General features: G+C 61.5%; 24 protein-coding genes, 1 tRNA gene and 2 pseudogenes. 12 read left to right on the forward strand and 15 right to left on the reverse strand.

All coding sequences use genetic code 11. The annotated features are described in order from the left end of the window. Positions 1–13 precede the first annotated feature (13 nt). On the reverse strand, positions 14–559 hold the full coding sequence (purE, locus tag QWI75_RS18900; RefSeq protein WP_289270715.1) for a 5-(carboxyamino)imidazole ribonucleotide mutase: 546 nt from the start codon (positions 557–559) through the stop codon (positions 14–16). A 250-nt stretch (positions 560–809) separates the two neighbouring features. On the opposite strand from purE, the gene QWI75_RS18905 reads away from it, so the two are divergent. From QWI75_RS18905 to QWI75_RS18920, 4 genes are all read left to right on the forward strand, one after another. Continuing rightward, complete coding sequence (locus QWI75_RS18905; protein ID WP_289270717.1) at positions 810–2,252, forward strand: HlyD family secretion protein; 1,443 nt, start codon at positions 810–812, stop codon at positions 2,250–2,252. Between the two features lie 115 nt (positions 2,253–2,367). Beyond that, positions 2,368–3,849 (forward strand): TolC family protein, encoded by a 1,482-nt coding sequence (locus tag QWI75_RS18910; protein ID WP_289270718.1) that lies wholly within the window; start codon positions 2,368–2,370, stop codon positions 3,847–3,849. Positions 3,850–3,999: 150 nt separating this feature from the next. After that, complete coding sequence (locus QWI75_RS18915; RefSeq protein ID WP_289270720.1) at positions 4,000–5,679, forward strand: ATP-binding cassette domain-containing protein; 1,680 nt, start codon at positions 4,000–4,002, stop codon at positions 5,677–5,679. 13 nt (positions 5,680–5,692) lie between these two features. Continuing rightward, the gene (locus QWI75_RS18920; RefSeq protein WP_289270722.1) at positions 5,693–6,481 is read left to right on the forward strand and encodes an MCP four helix bundle domain-containing protein; all 789 of its coding nucleotides are present in this window, start codon (positions 5,693–5,695) and stop codon (positions 6,479–6,481) included. A 32-nt stretch (positions 6,482–6,513) separates the two neighbouring features. Here the strand turns inward: QWI75_RS18920 and QWI75_RS18925 are convergent, their stop codons facing one another. The 13 genes and pseudogenes from QWI75_RS18925 to QWI75_RS18980 all read right to left on the reverse strand — a co-directional run bounded on the left by QWI75_RS18925 (position 6,514) and on the right by QWI75_RS18980 (position 15,498). Continuing rightward, positions 6,514–7,275, reverse strand: a complete 762-nt coding sequence (locus QWI75_RS18925) for a pseudouridine synthase (protein ID WP_289270724.1) — start codon at positions 7,273–7,275, stop codon at positions 6,514–6,516. Positions 7,276–7,365: 90 nt separating this feature from the next. After that, the gene (locus QWI75_RS18930; protein WP_289270726.1) at positions 7,366–7,635 is read right to left on the reverse strand and encodes a hypothetical protein; all 270 of its coding nucleotides are present in this window, start codon (positions 7,633–7,635) and stop codon (positions 7,366–7,368) included. 69 nt (positions 7,636–7,704) lie between these two features. Further along, positions 7,705–8,271: a pyruvoyl-dependent arginine decarboxylase gene (locus QWI75_RS18935; protein ID WP_289270728.1), complete on the reverse strand. Its 567-nt coding sequence runs from the start codon at positions 8,269–8,271 to the stop codon at positions 7,705–7,707. Positions 8,272–8,442: 171 nt separating this feature from the next. Continuing rightward, complete coding sequence (locus QWI75_RS18940) at positions 8,443–9,879, reverse strand: aldehyde dehydrogenase family protein (protein WP_289270730.1); 1,437 nt, start codon at positions 9,877–9,879, stop codon at positions 8,443–8,445. 34 nt (positions 9,880–9,913) lie between these two features. Continuing rightward, positions 9,914–10,174 (reverse strand): hypothetical protein, encoded by a 261-nt coding sequence (locus QWI75_RS18945; protein ID WP_289270732.1) that lies wholly within the window; start codon positions 10,172–10,174, stop codon positions 9,914–9,916. Further along, positions 10,171–10,926: a DsbA family protein gene (locus QWI75_RS18950; RefSeq protein ID WP_289270735.1), complete on the reverse strand. Its 756-nt coding sequence runs from the start codon at positions 10,924–10,926 to the stop codon at positions 10,171–10,173. Before QWI75_RS18950 ends, QWI75_RS18945 begins: the two co-directional genes overlap by 4 nt. Positions 10,927–10,963: 37 nt before the next feature. After that, positions 10,964–12,148, reverse strand: coding sequence for a deoxyhypusine synthase family protein (locus QWI75_RS18955; RefSeq protein WP_289270737.1), 1,185 nt, complete (start codon positions 12,146–12,148; stop codon positions 10,964–10,966). A gap of 253 nt (positions 12,149–12,401) precedes the next feature. Next, positions 12,402–12,629: a hypothetical protein gene (locus QWI75_RS18960; RefSeq protein ID WP_289270739.1), complete on the reverse strand. Its 228-nt coding sequence runs from the start codon at positions 12,627–12,629 to the stop codon at positions 12,402–12,404. Positions 12,630–12,976: 347 nt separating this feature from the next. After that, positions 12,977–13,870 (reverse strand): tetratricopeptide repeat protein, encoded by an 894-nt coding sequence (locus tag QWI75_RS18965; RefSeq protein WP_289270741.1) that lies wholly within the window; start codon positions 13,868–13,870, stop codon positions 12,977–12,979. 224 nt (positions 13,871–14,094) lie between these two features. Continuing rightward, positions 14,095–14,240: pseudogene (locus QWI75_RS22935) on the reverse strand (type II toxin-antitoxin system PemK/MazF family toxin); the annotation flags it as partial. A gap of 132 nt (positions 14,241–14,372) precedes the next feature. Further along, positions 14,373–14,498 (reverse strand): annotated as a pseudogene (locus QWI75_RS22940) (AbrB/MazE/SpoVT family DNA-binding domain-containing protein); the annotation flags it as partial. Positions 14,499–14,920: 422 nt separating this feature from the next. Further along, positions 14,921–15,292 (reverse strand): type II toxin-antitoxin system VapC family toxin, encoded by a 372-nt coding sequence (locus QWI75_RS18975; protein WP_289270745.1) that lies wholly within the window; start codon positions 15,290–15,292, stop codon positions 14,921–14,923. Further along, positions 15,289–15,498, reverse strand: coding sequence for an AbrB/MazE/SpoVT family DNA-binding domain-containing protein (locus QWI75_RS18980; protein ID WP_289270748.1), 210 nt, complete (start codon positions 15,496–15,498; stop codon positions 15,289–15,291). The genes QWI75_RS18975 and QWI75_RS18980 overlap by 4 nt, the downstream gene beginning before the upstream one ends. An 896-nt stretch (positions 15,499–16,394) precedes the next feature. On the opposite strand from QWI75_RS18980, the gene QWI75_RS18985 reads away from it, so the two are divergent. The 4 genes from QWI75_RS18985 (at position 16,395) to QWI75_RS19000 (ending at position 18,983) form a co-directional block, all read left to right on the forward strand. Next, positions 16,395–16,625 (forward strand): plasmid mobilization protein, encoded by a 231-nt coding sequence (locus tag QWI75_RS18985; RefSeq protein WP_289270750.1) that lies wholly within the window; start codon positions 16,395–16,397, stop codon positions 16,623–16,625. A 469-nt stretch (positions 16,626–17,094) separates the two neighbouring features. Further along, positions 17,095–17,226: a hypothetical protein gene (locus tag QWI75_RS18990; RefSeq protein WP_289270752.1), complete on the forward strand. Its 132-nt coding sequence runs from the start codon at positions 17,095–17,097 to the stop codon at positions 17,224–17,226. 391 nt (positions 17,227–17,617) lie between these two features. Next, the gene (locus QWI75_RS18995) at positions 17,618–17,938 is read left to right on the forward strand and encodes a helix-turn-helix domain-containing protein (protein ID WP_289270754.1); all 321 of its coding nucleotides are present in this window, start codon (positions 17,618–17,620) and stop codon (positions 17,936–17,938) included. Next, positions 17,925–18,983, forward strand: a complete 1,059-nt coding sequence (locus tag QWI75_RS19000) for a tyrosine-type recombinase/integrase (RefSeq protein WP_289270756.1) — start codon at positions 17,925–17,927, stop codon at positions 18,981–18,983. Before QWI75_RS18995 ends, QWI75_RS19000 begins: the two co-directional genes overlap by 14 nt. A 19-nt stretch (positions 18,984–19,002) precedes the next feature. On the opposite strand, the gene QWI75_RS19005 is transcribed toward QWI75_RS19000, so the two are convergent. Further along, positions 19,003–19,080: transfer RNA gene (locus QWI75_RS19005), tRNA-Glu, on the reverse strand. Between the two features lie 161 nt (positions 19,081–19,241). Between QWI75_RS19005 and QWI75_RS19010 the strand changes: the two genes are divergently transcribed. The 4 genes from QWI75_RS19010 (at position 19,242) to dinB (ending at position 22,014) form a co-directional block, all read left to right on the forward strand. Then, entirely contained in the window at positions 19,242–19,688 is a 447-nt protein-coding gene (locus QWI75_RS19010; protein ID WP_289270758.1) for a hypothetical protein, read from the forward strand. A gap of 273 nt (positions 19,689–19,961) precedes the next feature. Then, positions 19,962–20,450 (forward strand): hypothetical protein, encoded by a 489-nt coding sequence (locus QWI75_RS19015; RefSeq protein WP_289270759.1) that lies wholly within the window; start codon positions 19,962–19,964, stop codon positions 20,448–20,450. A 39-nt stretch (positions 20,451–20,489) separates the two neighbouring features. Further along, complete coding sequence (locus QWI75_RS19020) at positions 20,490–20,918, forward strand: DUF6941 family protein (protein WP_289270761.1); 429 nt, start codon at positions 20,490–20,492, stop codon at positions 20,916–20,918. 22 nt (positions 20,919–20,940) lie between these two features. Further along, entirely contained in the window at positions 20,941–22,014 is a 1,074-nt protein-coding gene (gene dinB, locus QWI75_RS19025; RefSeq protein ID WP_289270763.1) for a DNA polymerase IV, read from the forward strand. Positions 22,015–22,048 lie beyond the last annotated feature (34 nt).

The following is a 22,048-nucleotide window of genomic DNA, read 5'->3' on the forward strand; positions in this document are numbered from 1 at the left end:
GTCCGACATGTCGTTAGCGGGACCGGCCGGATCGGCGGGCCGTCGAAACCGAGGAACGGGGATGGTCGGCCGCGAGAAACGCCGGTTGCTCTGCGGCCACCCTATCGGTCTGGTCGCTTCGGAATTGAAGCAAGCGCTCGCGGATAGGCTCATATCGGCCGGCCAGAATCTGCGCCGCCAGCAGGCCGGCGTTCTCGGCCCCGCCGATTGCCACGGTGGCCACAGGAATGCCCCGCGGCATCTGGACGATCGAGAGCAGCGAATCCAAGCCCTTCAGGTGCTCGGTCGGGATCGGCACGCCGATCACCGGCAAGTGGGTCTTGGCCGCCAACATGCCGGGCAGATGGGCTGCCCCCCCGGCCCCCGCAATGATGACTTCAATGCCTCTTCCCGCCGCCTGTTCGGCATAGGCGAACAGCCGATCCGGCGTCCGGTGGGCCGAAACGACGAGCAGTTCGTTCGCGATTCCCAATTGGGTGAGGATCGCAACCGCCTTCTCAAGGATCGGGAAGTCGCTCTTGCTGCCGCCGAGCACACCGACGAGAGGACGATCCGGCATAGTCTCTATCCCTTTCGTTCGACTCACTTTTCCAAGCCCCGCTTCCCACCGAGCTTCCCGCCGAAAGGGATCGCCCGGGACCGCGGTCTCCGCGGATCACCCGGGGGCGCGCACACCTTAGCCTGAGGCCCGGGGCCCGTCAAGAACCACCAGACCAACTGGTTGCTTCCTCGTGGGAAATTGACCCTTCCCCTCTGCTTGGCATATGATCAGCAGCGAGTGGAGGCCGAAACGCCCCGCTCGCTCCCCCATGGCGACGGAACCGGGAAAAGTCGGGCTCCGAGGGCAGATCCGATCCTTCGTGGATCAACCGACCGGTTTGGACGAACTGGTCGTGGATGATCTGGCCGTCTCGAGCAAGCTCCAATCCTGGGAAGCGGTTCAGATACCCGATCGGCTGCGGTTTTCATCCCGCCTTGCCATCAAACTGCTGCTCGCGTTCCTGATCATCATCGCCTTCGTTCCCTGGACCCAGACAATCACCGTCACCGGCCAACTGTCGGCCTATTCCCCCTACGAACGGCCGCAGTGGATCGAATCTCAGATCACAGGCCGCATCAAGAAATGGCACATCTACGAAGGCGTCCGCGTTAAACAGGGGGACTTGATCGTCGAGCTCGACGACTATGATCCCAACTTCATGGCGCCCGACCTGCTGGCCAGGCTGGAAGAACGCAAGAAGGCTCTCGACCAAACTCGCAAGGCCGCACTGGAACGCGCGGACCAGTTGGATAAGCGCATCAAGGAAATGCAGAACCTCGTGAAGGCGGCCGTCCCTTCCGCGGCCGCGCGCGTGGTCGAGGCGGAGAACAAAGTCCGCGAGGCGACCCAGAAGGTCGAGGCGGCCAAGATCGCCGTGGCCACGGCCGAACTGAACGTCGACCGCCACAAACAGTTGGCCGAGCAAGGGCTGGTCTCTCAGCGCGAGCTCGAACTCACCATTCAGGCGGCCATCGCGACGAAGGCCGATCTGCAGGGGGCCCAAGCCGGACTCAAGGCGGCACAACAGGCCATGATGGCCTTGAGCTACGGCAAGGAACAGGTCAGCGCGGAAGTGCTCCAGCGGCTCATGGAGGCCGAAGCGTCGAGGGATGGGTCCTTTGCCGAGGCGGCCAAGGCGGCCAATGAGTTGGCGGACATCGAGCTGCGCCTCTCGAACGCCACCCAGCGGCGCCTGGCCGGACATATTTACGCCCCGGTGGACGGCACGGTCGTCAGAATGGCCCAGGTGGGGCCCGGAGAAACCGTGAAGCAGGGCGACAAGCTGGTCAGGATTTCTCCGACCAGCATGGACAAGGCGATCGAAATGGTCGCGGACGGGATCGATGCGCCGCTCCTGAACGTCGGCCGAAAGGTCCGTCTGCTGTTCTACGGGATTCCCGCGATTCCGCTGCCGGCCTGGCCGGAAGTGATGGCCGGCACCTACGGGGGCGTCATCAAGGTGATCGATCAAGTGGACGACGGGAAAGGAAACTTCCGGTTCTGGGTCGTGCCGGATCCCGAGGACCGTCCCTGGCCCGATCAGGCGCACGTGCGGCAGGGAACCAAGACGATGGGATGGGTCATCCTGAACCGCGTTCCGCTCTGGTATGAGTTGTGGCGGCGATTCAACCTGTTCCCGCCGGACTTCCAGGAACGGCCGCCCACACTGATCGACACGCTCCTTCCGAAAGCAGGCACCAGCGCCAAGTGACCCGGCGCTCAGCCGGCTCACGCCCGTCGCCTGCCACAACGGCCTGCATCCCGTCCGCTTTCTCGAACGTCGTCATTCTTCTCGTTATGAGCCATCGCTCAGAAAGGAGTGGGTCATGAGATCATACGTTCGACTCTTGGGTACAGCCACGCTGCTGTGCGCCGTTGCGCTGACGGGTGCCGCCGCCTTTGCGGAAGAGCCGAAATCGAAACCGCTGCCGCCGATTCCGCTGTCGCAGGAGGAGGTCTTCGCCTGGGTGGACCGCTCTCACCCCCTGCTGAAGAGCGCCGGCACGGAGAAGGTCGTGGCGAGGGGCCGCCTGTTGCGGGCCTTGGGCGCCTTTGAGCCCCAACTGGTGAACGACACCGAGATCGAGCGCTTTATCTCCAGTTCCAGGCCGCAGCTCGGCACTCAGACCGCCGGCTTCAACGACACCTTCATGGACTTCCGGCATCCCTCCGGCATCAAGGGTATCGCCGGATATCGTTACTCCATCGGAGACGCCGTGATCCCGGATCTCAAGGTCGGCAAGGACAACCAGATCCTGCTCGGCGCCTCGATTCCTCTGCTCCGCGGGCTCTTGGTCAATCCCGAATCGGCGGAACTCCAGCGGTCAGAACTGGCCGATCCTCGGGCCGAGGTCAAGATCGCCGAAACCCGCCAAGGACTGTTCCTCGCGGCGGCCACCCAGTTGTGGGACTTGGTCGCCGCCGCCAAACTCGCCGATGTGGCCCAGCGGGCGCAGAAGGTCGCCGAGGATCGGATGAAGCAGATCGAGCAACGGGCCAAGGCCGGGGCCGTGGCACCCTTGGATGCGGTCGAAGCGAACCAGGAAGTCCAGCGGCGCCGCGAGTCGGCGATCGCCGCCCAACGGCTGGTCGAGCAGGAACAGTTCAAGATGTCCTTGTTCCTGTGGGAGAAGAGCGAACCGGTGACTCCGGCCATCGACCGGGTTCCGGAGTTCCCCGCCAACCAGACGACGCCAAGCCCGGAGACGGTGAAGGCCAACAAGATACAAGCCAAGGCCGATCGCCCGGAAGTGCGCGAGATCGGCATTGAGGCCAAGCTCAACGACATCGATCTTGAGCTGGCCAAAAACAACCTTCTCCCCAGCCTGGACGCCGACGCCTCGCCCGCGCGCAGTCCGGAAAAATTCGTCCTCGGCCTCGGATACAAGTTCGGGCTGGAACTCCGGGTCCCCATCATGCAGCGGCGGGGCCGCGGCGAGGTCCTGGAAGCGCAGGGCAAGGCCGACCGGCTGGTGCTGCTCCAAAAGTACCGGGAGCAACAGGTCGTCGTCGATGTGGATAACGCCCTGTCGGCCATCGAACGGGCCAAGGAACGGATCGCAGCCGCCGCCGATTCGCTCCGTCTGGCGAAAACGCTGGAAGAGGGCGAGCGGTTTCGGTTTAGTCTCGGCGCGACCAGCGTCCTCTTCGTCAACCTCCGGGAACGGAACAGCGTCGATTCGGAGATCCAATTGATCAGGGCCAAGGCCGACTATCAAAAAGCCCTGGCCCTGTATCAATGGGCCATCGGCGCCTGGGCCAAAAGCGGACCCAGTGCGGTCCCGGTGAGCTATCGACAAGTTCGGTAGAGAGTCCGACCGACAGGGCCGAAGGAGTAGTTTTTTTTACCCCCCTTTGATAGGGTAGTGACGTTGGTGCCTACCGAACCGGTCTGTCGGCACACCGCTCAGGCTGGGGGGTTCAGTCCTGTTCTCTGCTGGAGAGTGTGAACCTGACTGATGAACTCGGCACAGGACCATAACCAGCAGCCTCACCCGTCCCTTGCGATCCGCGACATCATGTCCCGCTTCGGGGTGTTGCTCCGGGCGGAACGCCGGGTGCTCGGACTCATTTTTTCCTACGCGCTCGCGATCGGGTTGTTCTCCTTGATCGTCCCGTTGACCGTGCAAGAGCTGGTCAACACCTTCGCCTTTGCCATCCAACCGATCACGATCGTCACGCTTTCCATCATCATCCTCGCCAGCCTCCTGTTCGTCGGGGCGTTCAAGGCCTTCCAGGTTTATGCGGAAGAGATTCTCCAGCGGCGCCTGTTCGCGCGGGTCGCGCTGGGGATGACCCAACATTTCCCTGACGTGCGGATCGCGGGATTCAAGCCCCGATACGCCAACTACTTCACGGAAGCCGTGTTCATGCAGCGCGCCCTCTCGGGATTGTTGATCGACTTCATCGACGTCGTGATCGGCGGGATCGTCGGGATGACGCTCCTGGTCTTCTATCATCCCTACTTCCTCGGCTTTAACATCGTGCTGTTCGGCGGCGGCGCCCTGGTCTTCGTGCTCTTGAGTCAAGGCGGGCTGAAGGCGACGCTGGAGGTCTCGCATTGGAAATACAGCACGATGCATTGGCTCCAAGAGATCGCCTACAACCTGCTGCATTTCAAGGCGACGACCTCCAAACCCTATCTCTTGCGCCGGACGGACGAGCTGGTCGATCGCTATACGGAAGCCAGACGAACCCGGTTTGCGGTGTTGATGCGGCAATATCTCGGCTCGGTCGTCTGGCAGGCCCTGGGACACGGAGGCATCATTGCCACGGCGGGGTGGCTGCTCTCCATCGGGCAACTGACGCTCGGTCAATTGGTGGCGGCGCAGGTGATCGTCGGCCGCCTATTGTTCAGCTTTGAGTCGCTCGTCAAGAAGATGGGGCATGTCTTTTATTTCTTCACCGCGCTGACGGAACTGGATTTTGTGTTTTCGCTCCCCAAGGACGAACATCGGGCCGTCCTGTCGGTTCCCCTCCCGGACCCGGCCATTCACGGCATCCGTTTGACCTGCCGGGATGTGGGCGTGGCTGGACCGGAGGGCGACGCCTTTTTTGAACATTTCGATCTGGAAATCACGCCGGGTGAAAAAGTCGGCATCCTCACGGCATCCAATCAGGCGAAGACGACTTTGGCGCGCGTGCTGGCCGGCCTGGAGTCCCCCGCCTCGGGGGTCATCCGATACAACGGCGTGGATCTCCGCCACCTCGACATGGACAGCATCAACACCTGCCGCGGCTTCGTGCTGGATTCCAAGCTCACCCTATTCGAGGGCACCGTGGAGGACAATATTTCAATGGGCCGCCCGTCGATCGCCTACAGCGACCTGCGCTGGGCCCTGCGCTTTACCGAACTGGAGGAAGAGATCGACGCCCTGCCACAGGGCATCAAAACCCATGTGCGGGCCGAAGGAGCCGTTTTTTCGCCAGCGCGCATCCAGAAGATGTTGGTGGCCCGCGCAATCGTCACCCGCCCGCAGATCCTGATCTTCGACGGCCTGCTGCACAATATGCACCCGGTCCAGCGCGAAACGCTCCTGCGCCGCCTCTGCTCCAAAGAAGAACCCTGGTCGGTCGTGTTCATCTCGAACGATCCGACCCTGACGCCCTATATCGACCGCCGCGTCGAAATCGGGTAGCCTACGAGCCCTCGTGAAACTGTTCAAAGGCCTCAGCCTTCGCGAAATTGGATTCCCGCAGATCACCCTCAGTCTGCTGATCATCGGCTTGGGCTGGTTGGGCGGCCAGGAGTTGAGCCAGGTCGATCAGGACCTGCGCGTGATGTACACCGAGTACACGCTCGGCGCCACCGATCTGGCCCATATCATGGCGGACGTGATGCGGTACCGGACCACGATCGTTCGGGCGCTGGAAGCCGACAGCAAGAAAGAGTTCGATCGGATTACCGCCGGCCTTCCTGAGCTTCGGGCGCAGATTCAACATGCGATCGACCGGTATGCCGCCGCCAGCCTTCGTGTCTCCCGAAGCGGGCGCAGCGAACCGGAAGACCTGGAGGCGCTCCGGCTCAGTCTGGACGACTATTTCCACAGCGCCGGCAAAACCACGGATCTCTTGCTCCTGGAATGGACCGCCCCCACTCCGGCACAGGCGACGAAGTTACGCCGGGAGGCCGAAGTGCATGCGGCGGAAAACGCCGGTCCGAAGGTCGTGCAGGTCAGCATCGCCTTGGACCGTCTGTTGGAAACGGTGGCGGATGTAGCCAAAGACATGAGGGATCAGGGCACGAGGACCATCCGCATCACCAGCTCGCTGCTGTTCTTCGGCAGCACGTTTCTGGCGTTTCTGAATCTCCTGGTCGCCATGCGAAGCGCCGCGGCTCGAAAGCGGCAGGCCGCTTCGTCATCGAGTCATTCGAGCAGGAACGCCGAGGCCGGATTGGCGTTCCCTCGCGCGGATACCAAACTCGCCGGATCCGAGTAGATCCGTTCCGTTCGCTTGCGCGGCGGCCGCCTTCATGGCCGCGTCCGATCCCTTGCGGGCACGGCGCGTCCGACCGTTCGAAACAGTTCGTCCCGCTCCGTCGCCGTCAGATCCTGCCACCGTCCGACCGGCAGCCCGTCCAACGTGATGTGCATGATGCGCACGCGCGTGAGGGCGGTCACCCGATAGCCGAGCGCCTGACACATGCGGCGGATCTGGCGATTGCGCCCTTCGATCAGCACGATGCGGAATCGATCGGCCGTCTCTCTCCGGACCTTGCAGGGCAAGGTCGGACGGCCCAACACAAGCACGCCCGCCGCCATGCGATCCAGGAACGTTCCGTCGAACGGGCGGTCCACACGCACCACGTACTCGCGCTCGTGGCCGTGCTCGACCCGCAGGATCTCGTTGACGATGTCGCCGTCGTTCGTGAGCAGGATGAGCCCGGAGGAATCCTTGTCCAATCGTCCGATGGGAAAGATGCGCTCGGGGTGCTTGATCGCGGCGATGATGTTGCCTTCGACGTCCGGTTCGCTCGTCGTCGTGACGCCGACCGGCTTGTGGTACTTGATATAGACCCGGCGCGATCCCCATGGGATCGGGCGGCCGTCCAGCTCGACCCGGTCGCGGGCGGTGACCACGTCGCCCAAGACCGCCCGGCGGCCGTTCACCGTGACGCGCCCCTCCTCCACCAGCCGGTCTGCCTCCCGGCGCGAACAGATCCCCTGTTCCGTAAAAAATTTATTGATGCGGATGCTGCCCGGCTCCGAGCGGCGGGGAGATGCGGGGGCCATGAACGGATTCCTCGGCGTGGATATGGGATATGACGGCGCCGTCAGCCCCGATCGCGGACGATCGCAAGGCCGCGGGGAGCGGGCGTGGACTTATCGGACGCTCGGCGTTCGCCGGCGCCCGACGTGGATCAGCCCCGACGGGCGATAGATGAGCCGGGCGATCGAAAACTGCGGCGCGGCAAATCCGTCGATCGGGGCGATTTCACTGACATCCACCGTGGTCGGACCCTTGGATATAACTCGACGTATATTCGTAGGGAGCCGGAGCACGTGAACACCCGCCTGGTCCGGATGGCAGCAGGGTTCGTCCAGGCCCAGAAAATTCTGTTCGATGGTCAGCCAACCTGAAGGGACGGCCATGGTTCGATCACCGCCGCGACGAGAGCCGGTATCAATGCCCCGCGTCGGATCGGACACCTCAGCGGTCCGCTACCGGCGCCGCTTCGGCAGATTCTCCGGCGGGATGAACACGGCCAAGGCCACGACGGTCGTCCATCGATTGGCCTTCCCGATGGCCGATTGCGTAATGTTCAGAGTCCGCACGATCTTGCCGCCCATTTTGAAGACCTGCTCGCGTTCCTTCCAGGCCAAATTCGGATCGAACTCGACCCCCAGGGTCGTCGCCAACATCTGCGCCGCCAAGTCTTCGGTGTACTCGCCGGTTTCTTCGTCAGTCTCGCCGTGGGCGTGGTGTTCGGACAGATAGCCGTAGGTGCGCCGATCGGTCGGGATCGCAAGACCGATGGATGCGGACACGAGCCGGTTCCGTTCGTTGGTTTCCGATCGCGCCATGACGCAGAACGTGATCTCGCCCGGATTCAGCAGCTTCTCGCCGCGCTTGCGCGGGATGATCTTGCAGTTCGGCGGCAGGATCGAGGAGACGCTGACCAAGTTGCAGTAGGCGACCCCCGCGGACCGCAACGCCTGCTCGAAGGACGCCAACTTTTCTCGATGCACCCCCACGCCACGTGTGAGAAACAGATGTGTCGGAACCATAATCCCCCTTTTCGCCGGCCCCGGCGATCACGCTGACGTGGTTGAAGCTCACATCAGGAGAGTTCACGCTTGCTGGTGCGTGCGGCACGCGGGACGCATTTGTACCAACTTACCCGCGCTTTCGCAACTGGATTGCTGCCACTGGAGCGGATGATGGCGACGTGGACGGTGTCAGGACCTCGCCTCGGCCTGATTGATGACGAGCAGCCGCAATTCCGACAGCTCCTCCATCGCGTAGCGAACCCCTTCCCGGCCGAGCCCCGAATCCTTGACGCCCCCATACGGCATGTGGTCCGCCCGAAACGTCGGGATCTCGTTGGCAAGCACCGCGCCCACCTCCAGGTCGCGAAACGCCTGAAAAATGCGATTTACATCGCGGGTAAATACCCCCGCTTGCAGGCCGTAGTGGGACTCGTTGAGCATGCGGAGCGCCTCGTCAAACGTCCGGTAGGGGGTCACCGCCACCAGGGGGCCGAAGACTTCCTCGCACGAGACCTTCATGTCGGGCGCGACATCGGTCAGCACGACCGGATCGAAGACGTTGCCGGTCCGGCCTCCGCCCTGAAGCCGGCGCGCGCCGCGCTGCAACGCCTCCTGAATCCACTGCTCGATCCGCGAGACCGCCGCCTGATTGATCACCGGCCCGACCACCGTGTCTTCCCGGCGGGGATCCCCCGCCTTCAGGGCCCGGACCAACGCCAGCAGTTTCTCGGTAAAGGCGGCGGACACGGATTCCTGGACCAAAATGCGCTGGACCGAGATGCAGGTTTGGCCCGCATAGCCGTAGCCGCCCACGGCGCAGCGCTGCGCGGCCAGGTCCAAATCCGCGTCCGGCTCGATGATGACGCCGGCGTTGCCGCCGAGTTCCAAGAGCACCCGTTTCTTCCCGGCCTTGCCCTTCAACATCCAGCCGACGGCGGCGCTGCCTGTGAAGCTCAAGACGCTGAAGCGCTCGTCCTCGACGAGCCGCTGCGCAATCGCGTTATCGCAGGGCACCACGTTCAAGGCTCCGGGAGGCAGTCCCGTTTGCTGCACCACCTCGCCCAGCAGCAGGGCGGTCAAGGGCGTCTGCGGAGCCGGCTTGATGAGAATCGCCGTCCCGATCGCCAGCGCGGGCGCCACCTTGTGCGCAACCAAATTCAGGGGAAAATTAAAGGGCGTGATCCCCAGCACCGGCCCGACCGGCACCCGACGGGTCAACCCGAGATACCGATCCATGCCGGGCGTCCAGTCCAGCGGAATGACCTCGCCGCCGACCCGCTTCGCTTCTTCGCCGGCCACCAGGAAGGTCTGAATCGCGCGCGACACTTCGCGCCGGGCATCCGACAAGGGCTTGCCCGCCTCGGCCACCATCACCTGCGCGAAATCTTCCTGCCGTTGCCGCAGCGCCTCCGCGATCTTGGCGCAGGCGGCGGCGCGGGCATGGGCCGGAAGTCGTCTCATCTCCCGCGCCGCCGCCTCGACCGAACGGACCGCCTCCTCCGCGGCCGCGTCATCGGCCAGACAGACCTCGGCGATCACCTCACCGTTGTAGGGATTGCGGATGGCATCTCGCAGGGAGGTCGAGCGCGGCTGACCCCCGATGAGCAGCGGGCGGGGTTGGTTCACGTCTGAGGCTCCGACTGACGGAATGGCGGACCGGTTAGACGGCGTCGGCCGCCTGCACCGGCTGCGCGTCGGCCGAATCGACGGCCGCCTGCGCCTTGGCGATCAACTCGTCCGTCCCCCAATCCTTGATCGCCTCAAGCGTGAAGGCTTCATAGGTAGAGACCCCCTGACAGGACGGACAATTCGGACGAGGCACTTTTTGCCGATAAACTTCCTTCAGGCAGGACAGGCAGACCCACAGATCCGGATCGCCGGGATTCGCGGGCACCGACCAGAAGTGCTGCGTGGTTGTCATGGCTCGTTCACCTTCGGCGGCGGGCCGGTTAGGCCTGAACTCCACGAAGCCGCCAGGAGCGACGGCTCGGTCTGCAGGCTCGATTGTGGAGCATCCGTCGCCCCCGCGCGACGCAACAGACGCTCGATTTGTTCCTGAAAGACATTGAAGGGAAAGGCCCCGGGCACGGTGACCGGCGTTTCCACCCGTCCCGACATGTCCTTGGTCAAGAGCAGCACGAAGCCCGGCGTGCCGCGAAACCCCCAGCGATTGGCTTCCTGACGATCTTCGAAGATCGACTCCAGATACGTTTCCTGCCGCACACAGGCGTCGTACCGGTCCGGTTTGAGCCCGATCGCCTTGGCATAGTGGGGAAACTGCGAGGCGTCAAGCCGCGGTCCCTGGGCAAACAACCGGTCGTGCATCGCCCAGTAGCGTCCCTGTTCCCCCGCGCAACGCGCGGCCAAGGCCGCCGCCACTCCGACCCCCTGGTCGGCGCGCGGATAGTCCCGATACAGAAACCGCACCTTCCCGGCATCGACATACTTGGCCTGCAACAGCGGCCAGGTTTCACGGAAGAATTTCACGCAATACCCGCAGGTGAAATCCGAATATTCAATGATCGTGACCGGCGCCCGCGGATTGCCACGCACCCGGTCGTCTTGCAACGGCGCCGCCGGCGTCTCCCGAACGCCGAGGAGCGTCCAGGCGAGCATGAGCATGAGGAGACTGAGCCTGGCCACAGGGCAGAGAGCCGCACGAAGTCCGGTCAACACACAGTCCTTTCAACGGCCATCGGAGATGGCCAAGTCAACGGTGACGATCAGCGGCCGCTCTCCGCTTGGCGCGCGGCGGACGGACCGATCGCATGGAACGGACGGAGTCGGCCGAAGGTTTCCGCCGACGCGCCCGCCGATGCTCCAGCAACCCCATCATCAGCAGCGGCCAGACCACGGTGGCGTCGCTGAGCACCTCGGCAAATCGTCCGCCATCGGTCGGCGGCACGAACTTGCCCCAGGAAATGCCTTCCTGGTAGGTACAGCCGCTCAGCCCGCCCCAATAGTCCGGTTCAGGACAGATCCGCACACCGTATTGGAAGCGAGGGGGTTTGGCGTCGAGCCCCAACCGCAGGTTGCCGATTTCAATATAGGGTCCGACCTGTTGCGCCCAGTTCCGAGGCACCCCGCCGCCGATCGTGAAAATCCCCAAGCGCTTGGCCGACATGATCTTGTCGGTGTAACTGTTCAAATCCAAATAGGGATTATACGACGGCAGATACCGGTGCAGCGCCTTCAGCACCCCCAGATCGCCATCCCGCTTCGCGGCCTCCGCGCGCGCCTTGTCCAGAGATTCCCGCATCGCCCAGATGCCGACATCCAAGCCCATCTCAGAATCGGTAAAGGCTGGAATATAGACCGGCACCGCTTGCTCATAGGCGCTCTTGAGAATCCCGGTGCCTTCGAATTCTTCATGGAGAGTCTTGCCGAGTTCGTGCGTGAGGCGTTCCGACGAGAGGGGCGTGCCATGGTCCAGCCGCTTCAGGGTCTGCGTGACCACATGTTCGACATAGTTGAGGTTCGCCTCCATCTCCAGGGTGTCGTAGACCCGGTTGTAGCCCTTGCGGAACAATTCCACGTCGCTCATCGTCGGGTCATGCCGGTAATGTTGCTTCCCCGTCGATTCGCTCAGCCCATGCGCCACCAGCGCGCCGGTCGAAATCACGACCTGCACCATCCCCTCGTCGATCATCCGGCTGATGATCGTGCCCATCTTGGCGATCGTCATGGCGCCCGACAGGGTCATCACAACCATGCAATCGGGATCGTCGATCATGGCGCAGAGCACATCAAACGCCTCGCCCACCCGGCGGCCGCCGAATGCGGTCTTGCGCATGGCCCTAATCAGGTCGGTGAACGAGCCGATGCGGTCGGGATCGAGCGGCTCCAGGGCATCCAGCCCGTCTTCGGCGCCGTCTCTGAATTCGCGTGCCTGCACGAGGTTCCTCCGGTACTGACGATCCGATGAAATCGAGCGAGCTATGGTTATACACAACCCTGCCGGAGAGCGTCAATTCGAGGAACCAGTCGGATGGCAGTTCTTCTGCTTCACGCGCGATCGGGCGGACCGTCGTCGCGGAACGAATAGTCTGCCAAGCCCGCACAGCGTTCAAAACGATGAGGGGGAGGAAGCGGAATTAGGAGAGCCGAAACGAGCGGCCCACATCCGTCACCTGCCGGAGAAGAACCGGTTACTCGCCATCGCCAGCGGCGTCATCGGCTTGTTGCAGGCGCGCCAATTCGTCTCTGCCGGTCTCGGTCAGACGGTAGACTCTGGCCTCTTCATCGCGGCGGATATGGCCCTGCGCCAGGAGTTGTCGGAGGTACGGTTCGAGGCGAATGACGCCCGAATCAATTAATATCGTTTCGTCTTCGCTTATCAGACCGTTCCGGTCATGGAGGAACCGCAGCAGCTTCATTCTGATCTGTCCAGCCTGGTCCAACGGCATGTATCCCCTCTTCCTTCGATAACCCGCGAGATCCTCCTTACCGTCGCGAGAGCAGGCGGTCGAGTCTCGACGGCGCTTGACGTCACGCACACAGATTCGCCGACCGTAACAGATTTGGCGAATGCCTGGGTAGAAGCCAAGCGCTCCTATCCGCTCGTCTGAATGGTTGGATCAAAGAGGACCTAGGTACAGGATCGGCTACAGGAGATTGATCCGGTGATGTCAGCCCGTAGCCGTCAGATTGCAAGTGGTTCTGAGGGACTCCAACAGGACAGATCCAAGATGGTGGCTATGGAAGTGAACACTAGATCGGTTCCTCAGATCGGTTCCTCGGACTTGGGAATTTTGTCGCGAAGAGTTGGATCGAGGCGGAGCGCGCTTTCGTAGTCCTGTTGCGCCCCAACATGATTGTGAAGGGCATGACGCAACCGAGCTCGTAACCAGTAATACCGAGCCTCAGAAGGTTTCAACTCGACGGCCATGTCTAAATCCCTCAGCGCGCCCGGATAGTCCAACAAAGTAGATCGGACCTGCGCCCTACGGATATACAAGGTGGAATCCTTGGAATTGAGTTCAATGGCCTGCGATAAGTCCAAATTTGCGCCGATCAGATCGTGAAGATTAATCCTCCCCTCGGCACGGCCTGCGAAGAAATCCGCATTGGGGCCCTGCTTCAGGGCCAATGTGAAATCTTCCTCCGCCTCCTTCCAGTGCCCAAGCATGAGCTGGAGCGATGCCCGGTTGGCCCGAGCCCCGACGGAAGCCGGATCGAGCTCGAGCGCCTGCGTATAATCGTCCATTGCGCCGCCGAGATCTTTCAAAAAGCGTCTCGCGACCCCTCGCTTCCAGATCGCTTCTGGGTCGTTCGGATTAAGGGCCACGGCTCTATTGAGCGCGACCAGGGCCGTCTCATAATCTTGCAACAGCACCAGGGTCCAGCCAAAATTCAATTGAAATCTTGCGTTCTCGGGCTCTAGCCGGACCGCTTCCCGAAAATCTTCCAAAGCTCCTGAGACATTCCGCACCTGCAATCGCTGGACGCCCCGCGCATTGTATGACACAGCGGTGGTAGGGCCGTTATTCTGGAAAGGAAAGCCAGGGGCGATGGTCGGAAATGACAGGGCCGACTGGCTACGACATCCGGCCAGCATACCCAGGCCCAACATCGCACCTGCCAAGACGCAAGTCATGGGAAAGTACAGCCCGATCATTGCGATGGGTCTGACCTCGCTCCAGGATGTGATATTCGTCCGATGCGAGAGCTGATCCTAATCGGAGTGGCTGCTGCTCTCAATCATCCGTTCGTGCTGATTACCCTGCATTTGGTGGAAAGACCCTGTCTTGTTGAGGCGAGATATTCCGAGGACGCGATGCCAAATAATGATGGATGCCGTTTCATCGCACCATGCAACTCGAAAGGATAGTCCTTCCGTTAGCTGGTCATCGGGCAACACAGCATGAGCCCGCTTCGGCGGTTGTAGCTCGCCGGAGAAAAAGCACAAGGGCTGGTCGATGTCCGGCCTATTCATGGCCCGCTTGGGGACTAAACTGCATCCAGACGATGTCGCCACGGTCCGGCATATAGGGCCGCCGGCTCTTCAGAATGCCTCGGCCCACCGGTCCGCAGAAGTCCGTTTCTTCGTGCACGTTACGCGGGGCAATGCGTTTAACCAGATCCTCCAGACGATAGACGCGGCGCAGGCGTGGCCTTAGGACAATCGCTCCTTTTCGAATTTCGATCTCCAGATCATCCTTCACCTTGAGCCCCGCTTGCTGGGCAATGCTCTTCGGTACTCGGATGGCCAAGCTGTTGCCCCATTTCTGGGCGGTGGTTTTCATCTCCGCCGTCCTCCATTCCTCTAGAGTAGATACGGTGTAGATACTCCCTGACCGCACGGTTCAACGGAGAGTTGCGAGACAAGAGATTCAACGGAAGATTGGGTTATGGAGAAGAAGTCACTGGAGGTGCCTCTCCGGCGGTGTCAATGGAGAGGGACTTCACCCGGTGAGCTGCCGCCTCCTGAGCGCGCCTCTCGACCCGCTGGTCTGCCGAAGTCAATCTCCTCGTGGACGTGACGCTGGGGATGCAATTGACCAGATCCTGGAGCCGATAGGCACGGAGTAGGTACGGCCTCAGCACAAGCGCACCTTTTCGCACTTCGATTTTCAGGCCATCCTTCGTTTCGACCTCTGATTGGAAGACCATATTCGTCGAGGCCGGCCATCCAGGCTGGCGCAAAGCGACAATTTAGCTGAGCCCGTCATCTCACGTAGACGACGCCGGGCAGTCCTTTCAGATCCGCATCGCCCGTGACGACCTCGGCCTCTTGGTCCTTTCCTGTTGCATAGACGATCGCATCGGCCATGGCCAACCCGTGGTGCAGGCTTAGGTCTGCGGCAAGATAGGCAATGGAGCTTGTCAGCGGAATCACGTGGGTCCCGTTGAGCCTAGCCGTGTGCAATAATGCCGTTTCCTCCCCTCGCTCCCGCTTGATGATCTTGTAGACCTCGTACAGCACGATCGTGGGTGTCACGATTTCGTACCGAGGGGTGAGATAGACCGCATACCGATCGGCCAGCGGACCATCTGTGAAGAATTCGATCCATCCGCTGGAATCGATGAGGACCTTCACATCCGGTCCTTTTTTTCTCGGAGCCCGGTTGTCGCCATGCCCTTCAGCACGCCCCTGAGCGACTTCAGCGGCACTTCCGGCACCAAGGTGATGACGCCTCCCTTCTCGACCACGTGCAAACGTTGGCTGGGGACCAGGTGAAGTTTGTCCCGGACTTCCTTCGGAATCACGACCTGGAATTTCGGCGAAATCGTCGTCATAGCCATACGGATCTCCTTACCAAATGATGATCGATCATAGTATCGTCATACCTCGTCAGTCAAGGCAAGCATATTTCCTGCTGCACCACGCCGGCTCGGCAAGAAGGTTGGCCTATCAGAGAAGTTGCTGGAGGTATTTCTCCGGCGGACTATAAGAACCGGATAAAGGGAAACGCGCCTAGGGTGCTTCTCCGCCGGCGCAGTTACGAAAAAACGATGAAGGCCGGCGGTTCAAGCGAAGGGTAGAGCAAAGAAAGACACAGGAGGTGTCTCTCCGCCCGCTCAATGAAGAACGGCTTCGCCTGAATAGCGGGCGGCTCTCACGAAGTGCGGATTAAGGAGGATACGAAACACCGAAGGGTTTTCTCCGGCGGCGTCAATGAAGAGGGGCTTCGCCCGATGAGCTGCCGGCTCACACGAAGTGCGAATTAGGGAAGAAGTCACTGGAGGGATTTCTCCGCGGGCATCATATTCCAAAGACCTAAAAGAGCCCGCGGCTCAAGCGTAGCTTGGATCAAAAGAGACAAATCACTGGAGGTGATTCTCCGGCGGCGTCAATGAAGAGGGGCTTCGCCCGATGAGCCGCCGGCTCACACGAAGTGCGGTATGGTGGTCCCAACGGGATTCGAACCCGTGTCTGAGCCTTGAGAGTCGATCCAGAGCGGTTTTAACAGTGGCTTGATTTTGCGACGGTTTCCCCGTTCCTCCTTCATATCAATGGGTTATTCACTTTCTATGGACTCTACCGAGTCCAGCAATCCTGTGGATTACGCACAGGGTTAGTACAAAATTAGCACAGGTCCATCCAGTTCAGTCCTCTTCGGGGCAATGACAGTGCCTTGACACTGTCATTCATCATGACGTACACTCTTGTCATTCACCATGATTGACACGGAGGGCACATGAAGACTCAGATGATGCAATTTCGGGTTACGGAGGAAGAGAAGGCCTTAGTCGAGAAGTGTGCCAAGAGGGCCGGGATGGAGGTAGCGGATTACATTCGGGTCTGCCTGCTTATGGAAATGGTCATCGATGGAGAGGTCCAGGCCTTGAAGATTATCGGGCGGCGGATCGGCATGAAAGCGATGGATGCCCTGAGCCGTCGTCTCAAGGACAACCCGGCGCTGCAATGATGTCGAGGTGTGCGGCTGCGCGGACGCGCAGCCGCCAGCACGCGGGCAAGCCCCCTATGAGTAATACGGGGGCGCAAATAGCACAGGTAGGTACTCTCGTTAGATCATGCAAAACGTTCAGAAAAGACCGTTGAAGCAACGAGTTATGAAGATGCCAAGCAGGTCAAGGCTGCTCACATGTGAGTACTCACAAGTGAGTAGAATCTATGTCTACATGTGAGTACTCATATAAGAGCATATGGGCGGGACGACACTACACAAACGACATTGTCAACGGTGCCATCATGTCTGGTGGCCTCGCCAGTCTGAGCTACCGCGGCGGTGTGCCAAGTGCAGAAGCCCATATTGGAATCGCCCCAGAAAAAAGGGGGTGCAAGCGGCAAATTCCACATCGGAACCGATTCGGCCCGCTACGTCACCCACTCCCAACACGCCGGCCCAGCCTTCGGCCACAGAGCCGGATCGGTCGATGGCCCGCGCTCTAGAGGTCTTAAAACAGATGAAAGCAACCGGGACCAGTTGGGCGCACATGGCGGAACGGCTGCAACAGGAGTTCGGCGTCCAATTGGACAAAGACCAACTGAAAGCGCTGGTGCGGTAGGGGGTGCGGGACGACCTCCCCTCCGAATTCAAAATAACCATACCCCCAGCGGCCACATACACCCCGCTGGGGGGAACGGGCTAGTACCGCGCAATGGCGCCTCTTGCAGTGGTGCAGAACGGAGCAAAGCGGAGGGCAAGACACTGCTCCCGGCGGCATGCGCGCGCGACGCCGCCGTGTCGGGTTCGGGGGTCCCGACCGGCGATTCAAGATCAGCTAGCGCGCAAGAATAGGCGGACGAATCGCAAGAACCCCAGATATCGGTTTTGCGAGGGAGATCCCGCTAAAACGACCGCCGTAAATCGAATATGAGCGACGATCGTACACCGACCCTACCTCCCCCCTTCACTCATCCGGCCGGTCGTGCACGGCTTCACCGTACGGACCCTGTATGCTGTTAACAGCGAAGGACATAGCCAAAGAGCTTCAGATTCCGGCCTCGACAATCTACGCATGGGCGAAGCAGGGCAAGATTCCCTGCAAGCGGCTTCATAGGCTACTGCGGTTTGAACGGGAAAAGATTGATGCCTGGCTCGCGTCGTGCCCGGATGGTCACCAGCCACAGAAAGCCAACATCGTTCCGAAAGCCACCAGGACCGATGTGGACGCGCTCATTGCGAGCGTCAAGCGCGAGGTCTATACTGCCGCGCGCGGGGAAACCAGACCGAAATCAGGCCTCATCAGGAAGGGGGAAGCGGATGGGGCTGTTTAAGCGTCACAAAGTCTGGTGGATGAGTTTCAGTTACCAAGGGCGACAGATCCGAAGAACCACCGGCACCACGGACCGGCGACTAGCGGAAAGTATCTTGGCCAAGATCAAGGTGAAGCTGATCGAGGGCCAGTATTTCGACCGGTTAGAAGAACAAGTGCGGACGGTTGAGGAGATGATGGACCGATATCACCGTGAGCGGGTGATTGGCAGGAGTCGCCACGGTGAACGGCGCGCACGTGCGATGCTGAAGCACTTGCTGCCGATCTTTGGTCAAATGACTCTGGCACAAGTCACGCCGAAAGAGCTTGCTGCCTACAAGTGGCGACGGCTACAAGAGAAGGCAGCTCCGGCCACCATCGTCAAAGAACTGGCCTTCCTGAAGGCCGCCTTCAATATGGCCATTCGTGAATGGGAATGGTGCCGGGATAATCCGGTGCGGCGCGTCTCGATGGGCAAGGTTAACAATGCGCGGGTCCGCTACTGCGATGATCAGACCTTAGCGCAAATCTACCAAGCCTGCCCGGGCTGGTTGCAACCGATTGTGATGGTTGCCCGATATACGGGCCTGCGTCGGGATAACGTGGTCTCACTGCAATGGAACCAGGTGGATTTAGCGCGAGGTCTCATCGTGCTTGATCACACTAAGAATGGTGACCGCTTAGGGATACCGCTGTGCGAGCCGGTCATCAAGACCCTGGAAGCTGTGAAACCCAGCCGTCCATATGCGGATGGTCCGGTGTTCCTTCAACGCAACGGAGATCCGGTCACGGGTGATATGGTCACTATTGCCTTTCGGCGGGCTTGTAGAGCGGTCGGAGTGGCGGACTTCCGCTTCCATGACTTGCGTCATACCTTTGCGTCGGCCCTTGTCCAACGGGGTGTTGATCTCTATCGCGTCCAGCGGCTGTTAGGCCATCGCGATGGACGGATGACACAGCGTTACGCACACTTGGCACCTGAGAATTTGAGAGAAGCCGTTCAGGTGTTCAAGGATGATTATCACAAAATTAGCACAGGTTCCATGCTCGACACTCACCCGATTTAGTTAACTGCCTGAAAATACGTGGTGGTCCCAACGGGATTCGAACCCGTGTCTGAGCCTTGAGAGGGCTCCGTCCTAGGCCAGGCTAGACGATGGGACCAGCCGGGTCATGTGTCGATCGGAGAGCGGTCGCCGCAAGAGGCGGACTGTATCACAGGGTTTTCCTGCTTTTCAAATGGGCATGTCGCGCCAGTCACACCACCTGCCCGCGGACACTTCCCGCTCTTGCTTAACGGCCATTCTGTCCCGTAAGGTTGGCCCATGCTGCGACCGATCCGGCGCTCATGGCCGCCCCTGTCCGGCATCCTGCTATTGCCGATCATGCTGAGCTCACTCTCCTCCTGCGCGTTGCTTGATGAGATTGCAGAAGGCACCGCCGTGCGTATTGATTGCTCGCCCTCGGCTCCCCTGCCGATCCCGGCGAACCGAACCATTCCCATCCGATACACGGAGCCCACCCTGCAACAGAACGGGCAACCCCTTGGCTACCTGTCGCACACCACCATCTACTATGACGTGGGGAGCGGGGCCCGCGAGTACACGAAGCACAGCGCGACGAAGGTCACGGGCGGCGGGGCTGTCGCCAGAGAGGTGATCATTCCGGCTGGAGCCGGCAACAGTCCCACGGCGAAGATCTGCGTGACCGCGACCAATTCGGCAGGGGAAGGCCCTCCGGCCTTTATGGAAGCCGCTGCCCCTGCTCCCTGACCCCCTTTCCCACCCCTCCGGCTCTTTCACCTCAGCCACGAGCGCACACCACGTTCCGTTTGTCACGCACAACCTTTTCAGCAATCCCTTGAGAGCCCCGCAGTCGGGCATGGAGCAAATCTCCGGTTTGCGCTATGATACGGCCCGCTTTTCGTCGATGAGCACGTCTATCGGAACCGGGACAGGGCTGGATCGCGATCCTTCCGCATCGAGCTTCACGATGCCGTCCGTTCACCAGGCGCAAGCCGCCGGCCCCACTTCCCGGAGCCGGCCATGATGCCTCCGTCCGGAGCGAAGCGGGGCGACGCGGTGCTGGAAATCAAGCTGGGCTCGAACATCGTGCGGGACTCCAACGGCGTCCTCAAGTTCCAGGGCAAGGAGCAGCTCGTTCTCGAATGCCGGTCCGGGCAACTGTGGCTGACGATGGATTTCTACGACGAGCGTGGCGCGCACATCGCCCATGTGCGCCGCAACCAGTGGGCCTTCAACGAGGGCCATCGCTTCATCCTCCAGACCAATTCGCCCGCGCTCGCGCCCTTCAGCTCAGGTCCGTGGGTCACGGTCACGGATCAAGAAACCGGCGAGGTATTCCTTGAGGCGGTCATGACGCCGGAAGGCCGCATCGAGATGATCCGCGGCCGATTCTTCACCCACAAGGGGGAGCGCGTGGAGGTCACGCCGCACGTGTGCCGAGTCGGCTCCGCCGTCTCCCATTTCGGCGAGGTATTTGAATGTCGAGGCGGGCCGGCCGCCATCGGCTGAGCGCCCTGGTGCGCCGACCGACCCGACGAGACCGCCGCGATGTCTGACCAAGTGCCTCCCAGCGTGCAAGCCTTCCTCGTCTGCGACACCGTGATCGAGGACAGCCTCACGCACAAGAAAAGCCTCATCGGGCTCTTCACCCACCTGCAGGCCCAGGTGTTTCCCTGCCAGCACCAGCAACTCGGCGTCTACTTCTGCCTCACCGACGCGCAAGGCCCCTACCAGTTCGACATCACGCTCGTCTATCTCAACACCGACCAGGTGATCTGCCGCGCGTCCCTTCCCAGCGTCGAGATCCGGGACCGGTTGCAGATCTCCGATTTCGGCATCAACATCCCGGCTCTGGTGTTTCCCGCTCCCGGCCGGTACGAGTTTCGCCTTATGATGTCCCGCCGCCTGATCGCGCAGAAGGATTTTCACGTCATCCAGGCGTCGATGCCGCCCGGGCCGCCGGCCCAGCCGTCGTAGCCAGCCACCCGCACCCCGCCCCATGCGACTCGTGGCGCACGTGGACATGGACGCCTTCTTCGCCGCGATCGAGGAGCGCGACCGCCCCGAGCTGCGCGGCCGCCCGATCGCGATCGGCGCGGACCCCCTTGAGGGGCGCGGGCGCGGCGTCGTGGCCACCGCCAACTATGCGGCGCGGGCCTACGGCCTCCACTCGGCGCAACCGATCTCGCAAGCCTGGCGCGACGCCGAGCGGGCCAGGAAACAAGGCCGGCCCCCCGTCGTCTTTTTGCGTCCCAACATGACCAAGTATGCGACGGTGTCCGGCGAGATCATGACCCTATGCCGACGCTATGCCGACCTCGTCGAACAGGCCAGCATCGACGAGGCCTACCTCGACCTCAGTCCATCCGGCTCGTTCGAAGCCGCCGAAGACCTCTGCCGCAGGCTCAAACAGGAAGTCCGGGACCAGGAACGGCTCACCATGTCGATCGGCTTAGGCCCCAACAAGCTGATCGCCAAGATCGCATCGGGGTTCCGGAAGCCCGACGGCTTGACCGTGGTCAGGCCGGAGGAAGTCGAAGCCTTTCTGGCGCCGCTCCCCATCCGGACGATTCCGGGAATCGGGCCGAAGACCGAGACGATCCTGGCGCAACAGGGCATCCTGCGGATCAGCGACCTGGCGGCCCGCACCAAGGACGACCTCTGCGCCTCGTTCGGGAAACGCGGGGCGGATTTTTATGAGAGGGCCAGGGGGCGGGACGACTCGCCGGTGTCCTCGGAATGGACCCCGAAATCGATCAGCGAGCAGGAAACCTTCGCCACCGACACGCGCGACGCCACCTACTTGCTCGACCAGCTCGCCCGCATGTGCGGGCACGTGATGGAACGGGTCCGAGCTGAAGGATTCTCGCAGGTCGGGACCGTGGCGGTGACGGTGCGGTTCGCGGATTTCGAAACGAGTTCGCGCGCCCATACGCTCGACGCCCCGACCTCGGATGCGCGGCTAGTCCAGGCCGAGGCAATCAAGCTGCTCCTGCCGTTTCTCGACAAGCGACGCAATCCGAAGGGCAAGGCGATCCGGCTGCTGGGCGTCCGCGTGGAGCGATTGGCTTGAGCGCGTGTGACGAATTGGCCGCGCCGGGCGGCGC

The organism is Nitrospira tepida (assembly GCF_947241125.1).
Classification (GTDB): Bacteria; Nitrospirota; Nitrospiria; order Nitrospirales; family Nitrospiraceae; genus Nitrospira_G; species Nitrospira_G tepida.

Excerpts from the sequence above, each read along its gene's own strand:
- QWI75_RS18995 (WP_289270754.1), top strand. The coding sequence starts at position 17,618 with ATGCTGTTAACAGCGAAGGACATAGCCAAAGAGCTTCAGATTCCGGCC.
- dinB (WP_289270763.1), top strand. The coding sequence starts at position 20,941 with ATGCGACTCGTGGCGCACGTGGACATGGACGCCTTCTTCGCCGCGATC.
- QWI75_RS19000 (WP_289270756.1), top strand. The coding sequence starts at position 17,925 with ATGGGGCTGTTTAAGCGTCACAAAGTCTGGTGGATGAGTTTCAGTTAC.
- QWI75_RS18915 (WP_289270720.1), top strand. The coding sequence starts at position 4,000 with ATGAACTCGGCACAGGACCATAACCAGCAGCCTCACCCGTCCCTTGCG.
- QWI75_RS19015 (WP_289270759.1), top strand. The coding sequence starts at position 19,962 with ATGATGCCTCCGTCCGGAGCGAAGCGGGGCGACGCGGTGCTGGAAATC.
- purE (WP_289270715.1), bottom strand. The coding sequence starts at position 559 with ATGCCGGATCGTCCTCTCGTCGGTGTGCTCGGCGGCAGCAAGAGCGAC.
- QWI75_RS18930 (WP_289270726.1), bottom strand. The coding sequence starts at position 7,635 with ATGGCCGTCCCTTCAGGTTGGCTGACCATCGAACAGAATTTTCTGGGC.
- QWI75_RS19010 (WP_289270758.1), top strand. The coding sequence starts at position 19,242 with ATGCTGCGACCGATCCGGCGCTCATGGCCGCCCCTGTCCGGCATCCTG.
- QWI75_RS18965 (WP_289270741.1), bottom strand. The coding sequence starts at position 13,870 with ATGATCGGGCTGTACTTTCCCATGACTTGCGTCTTGGCAGGTGCGATG.
- QWI75_RS18985 (WP_289270750.1), top strand. The coding sequence starts at position 16,395 with ATGAAGACTCAGATGATGCAATTTCGGGTTACGGAGGAAGAGAAGGCC.
- QWI75_RS19020 (WP_289270761.1), top strand. The coding sequence starts at position 20,490 with ATGTCTGACCAAGTGCCTCCCAGCGTGCAAGCCTTCCTCGTCTGCGAC.
- QWI75_RS18960 (WP_289270739.1), bottom strand. The coding sequence starts at position 12,629 with ATGAAGCTGCTGCGGTTCCTCCATGACCGGAACGGTCTGATAAGCGAA.
- QWI75_RS18945 (WP_289270732.1), bottom strand. The coding sequence starts at position 10,174 with ATGACAACCACGCAGCACTTCTGGTCGGTGCCCGCGAATCCCGGCGAT.
- QWI75_RS18980 (WP_289270748.1), bottom strand. The coding sequence starts at position 15,498 with ATGGCTATGACGACGATTTCGCCGAAATTCCAGGTCGTGATTCCGAAG.
- QWI75_RS18990 (WP_289270752.1), top strand. The coding sequence starts at position 17,095 with ATGGCCCGCGCTCTAGAGGTCTTAAAACAGATGAAAGCAACCGGGACC.
- QWI75_RS18905 (WP_289270717.1), top strand. The coding sequence starts at position 810 with ATGGCGACGGAACCGGGAAAAGTCGGGCTCCGAGGGCAGATCCGATCC.
- QWI75_RS18925 (WP_289270724.1), bottom strand. The coding sequence starts at position 7,275 with ATGGCCCCCGCATCTCCCCGCCGCTCGGAGCCGGGCAGCATCCGCATC.
- QWI75_RS18935 (WP_289270728.1), bottom strand. The coding sequence starts at position 8,271 with ATGGTTCCGACACATCTGTTTCTCACACGTGGCGTGGGGGTGCATCGA.
- QWI75_RS18910 (WP_289270718.1), top strand. The coding sequence starts at position 2,368 with ATGAGATCATACGTTCGACTCTTGGGTACAGCCACGCTGCTGTGCGCC.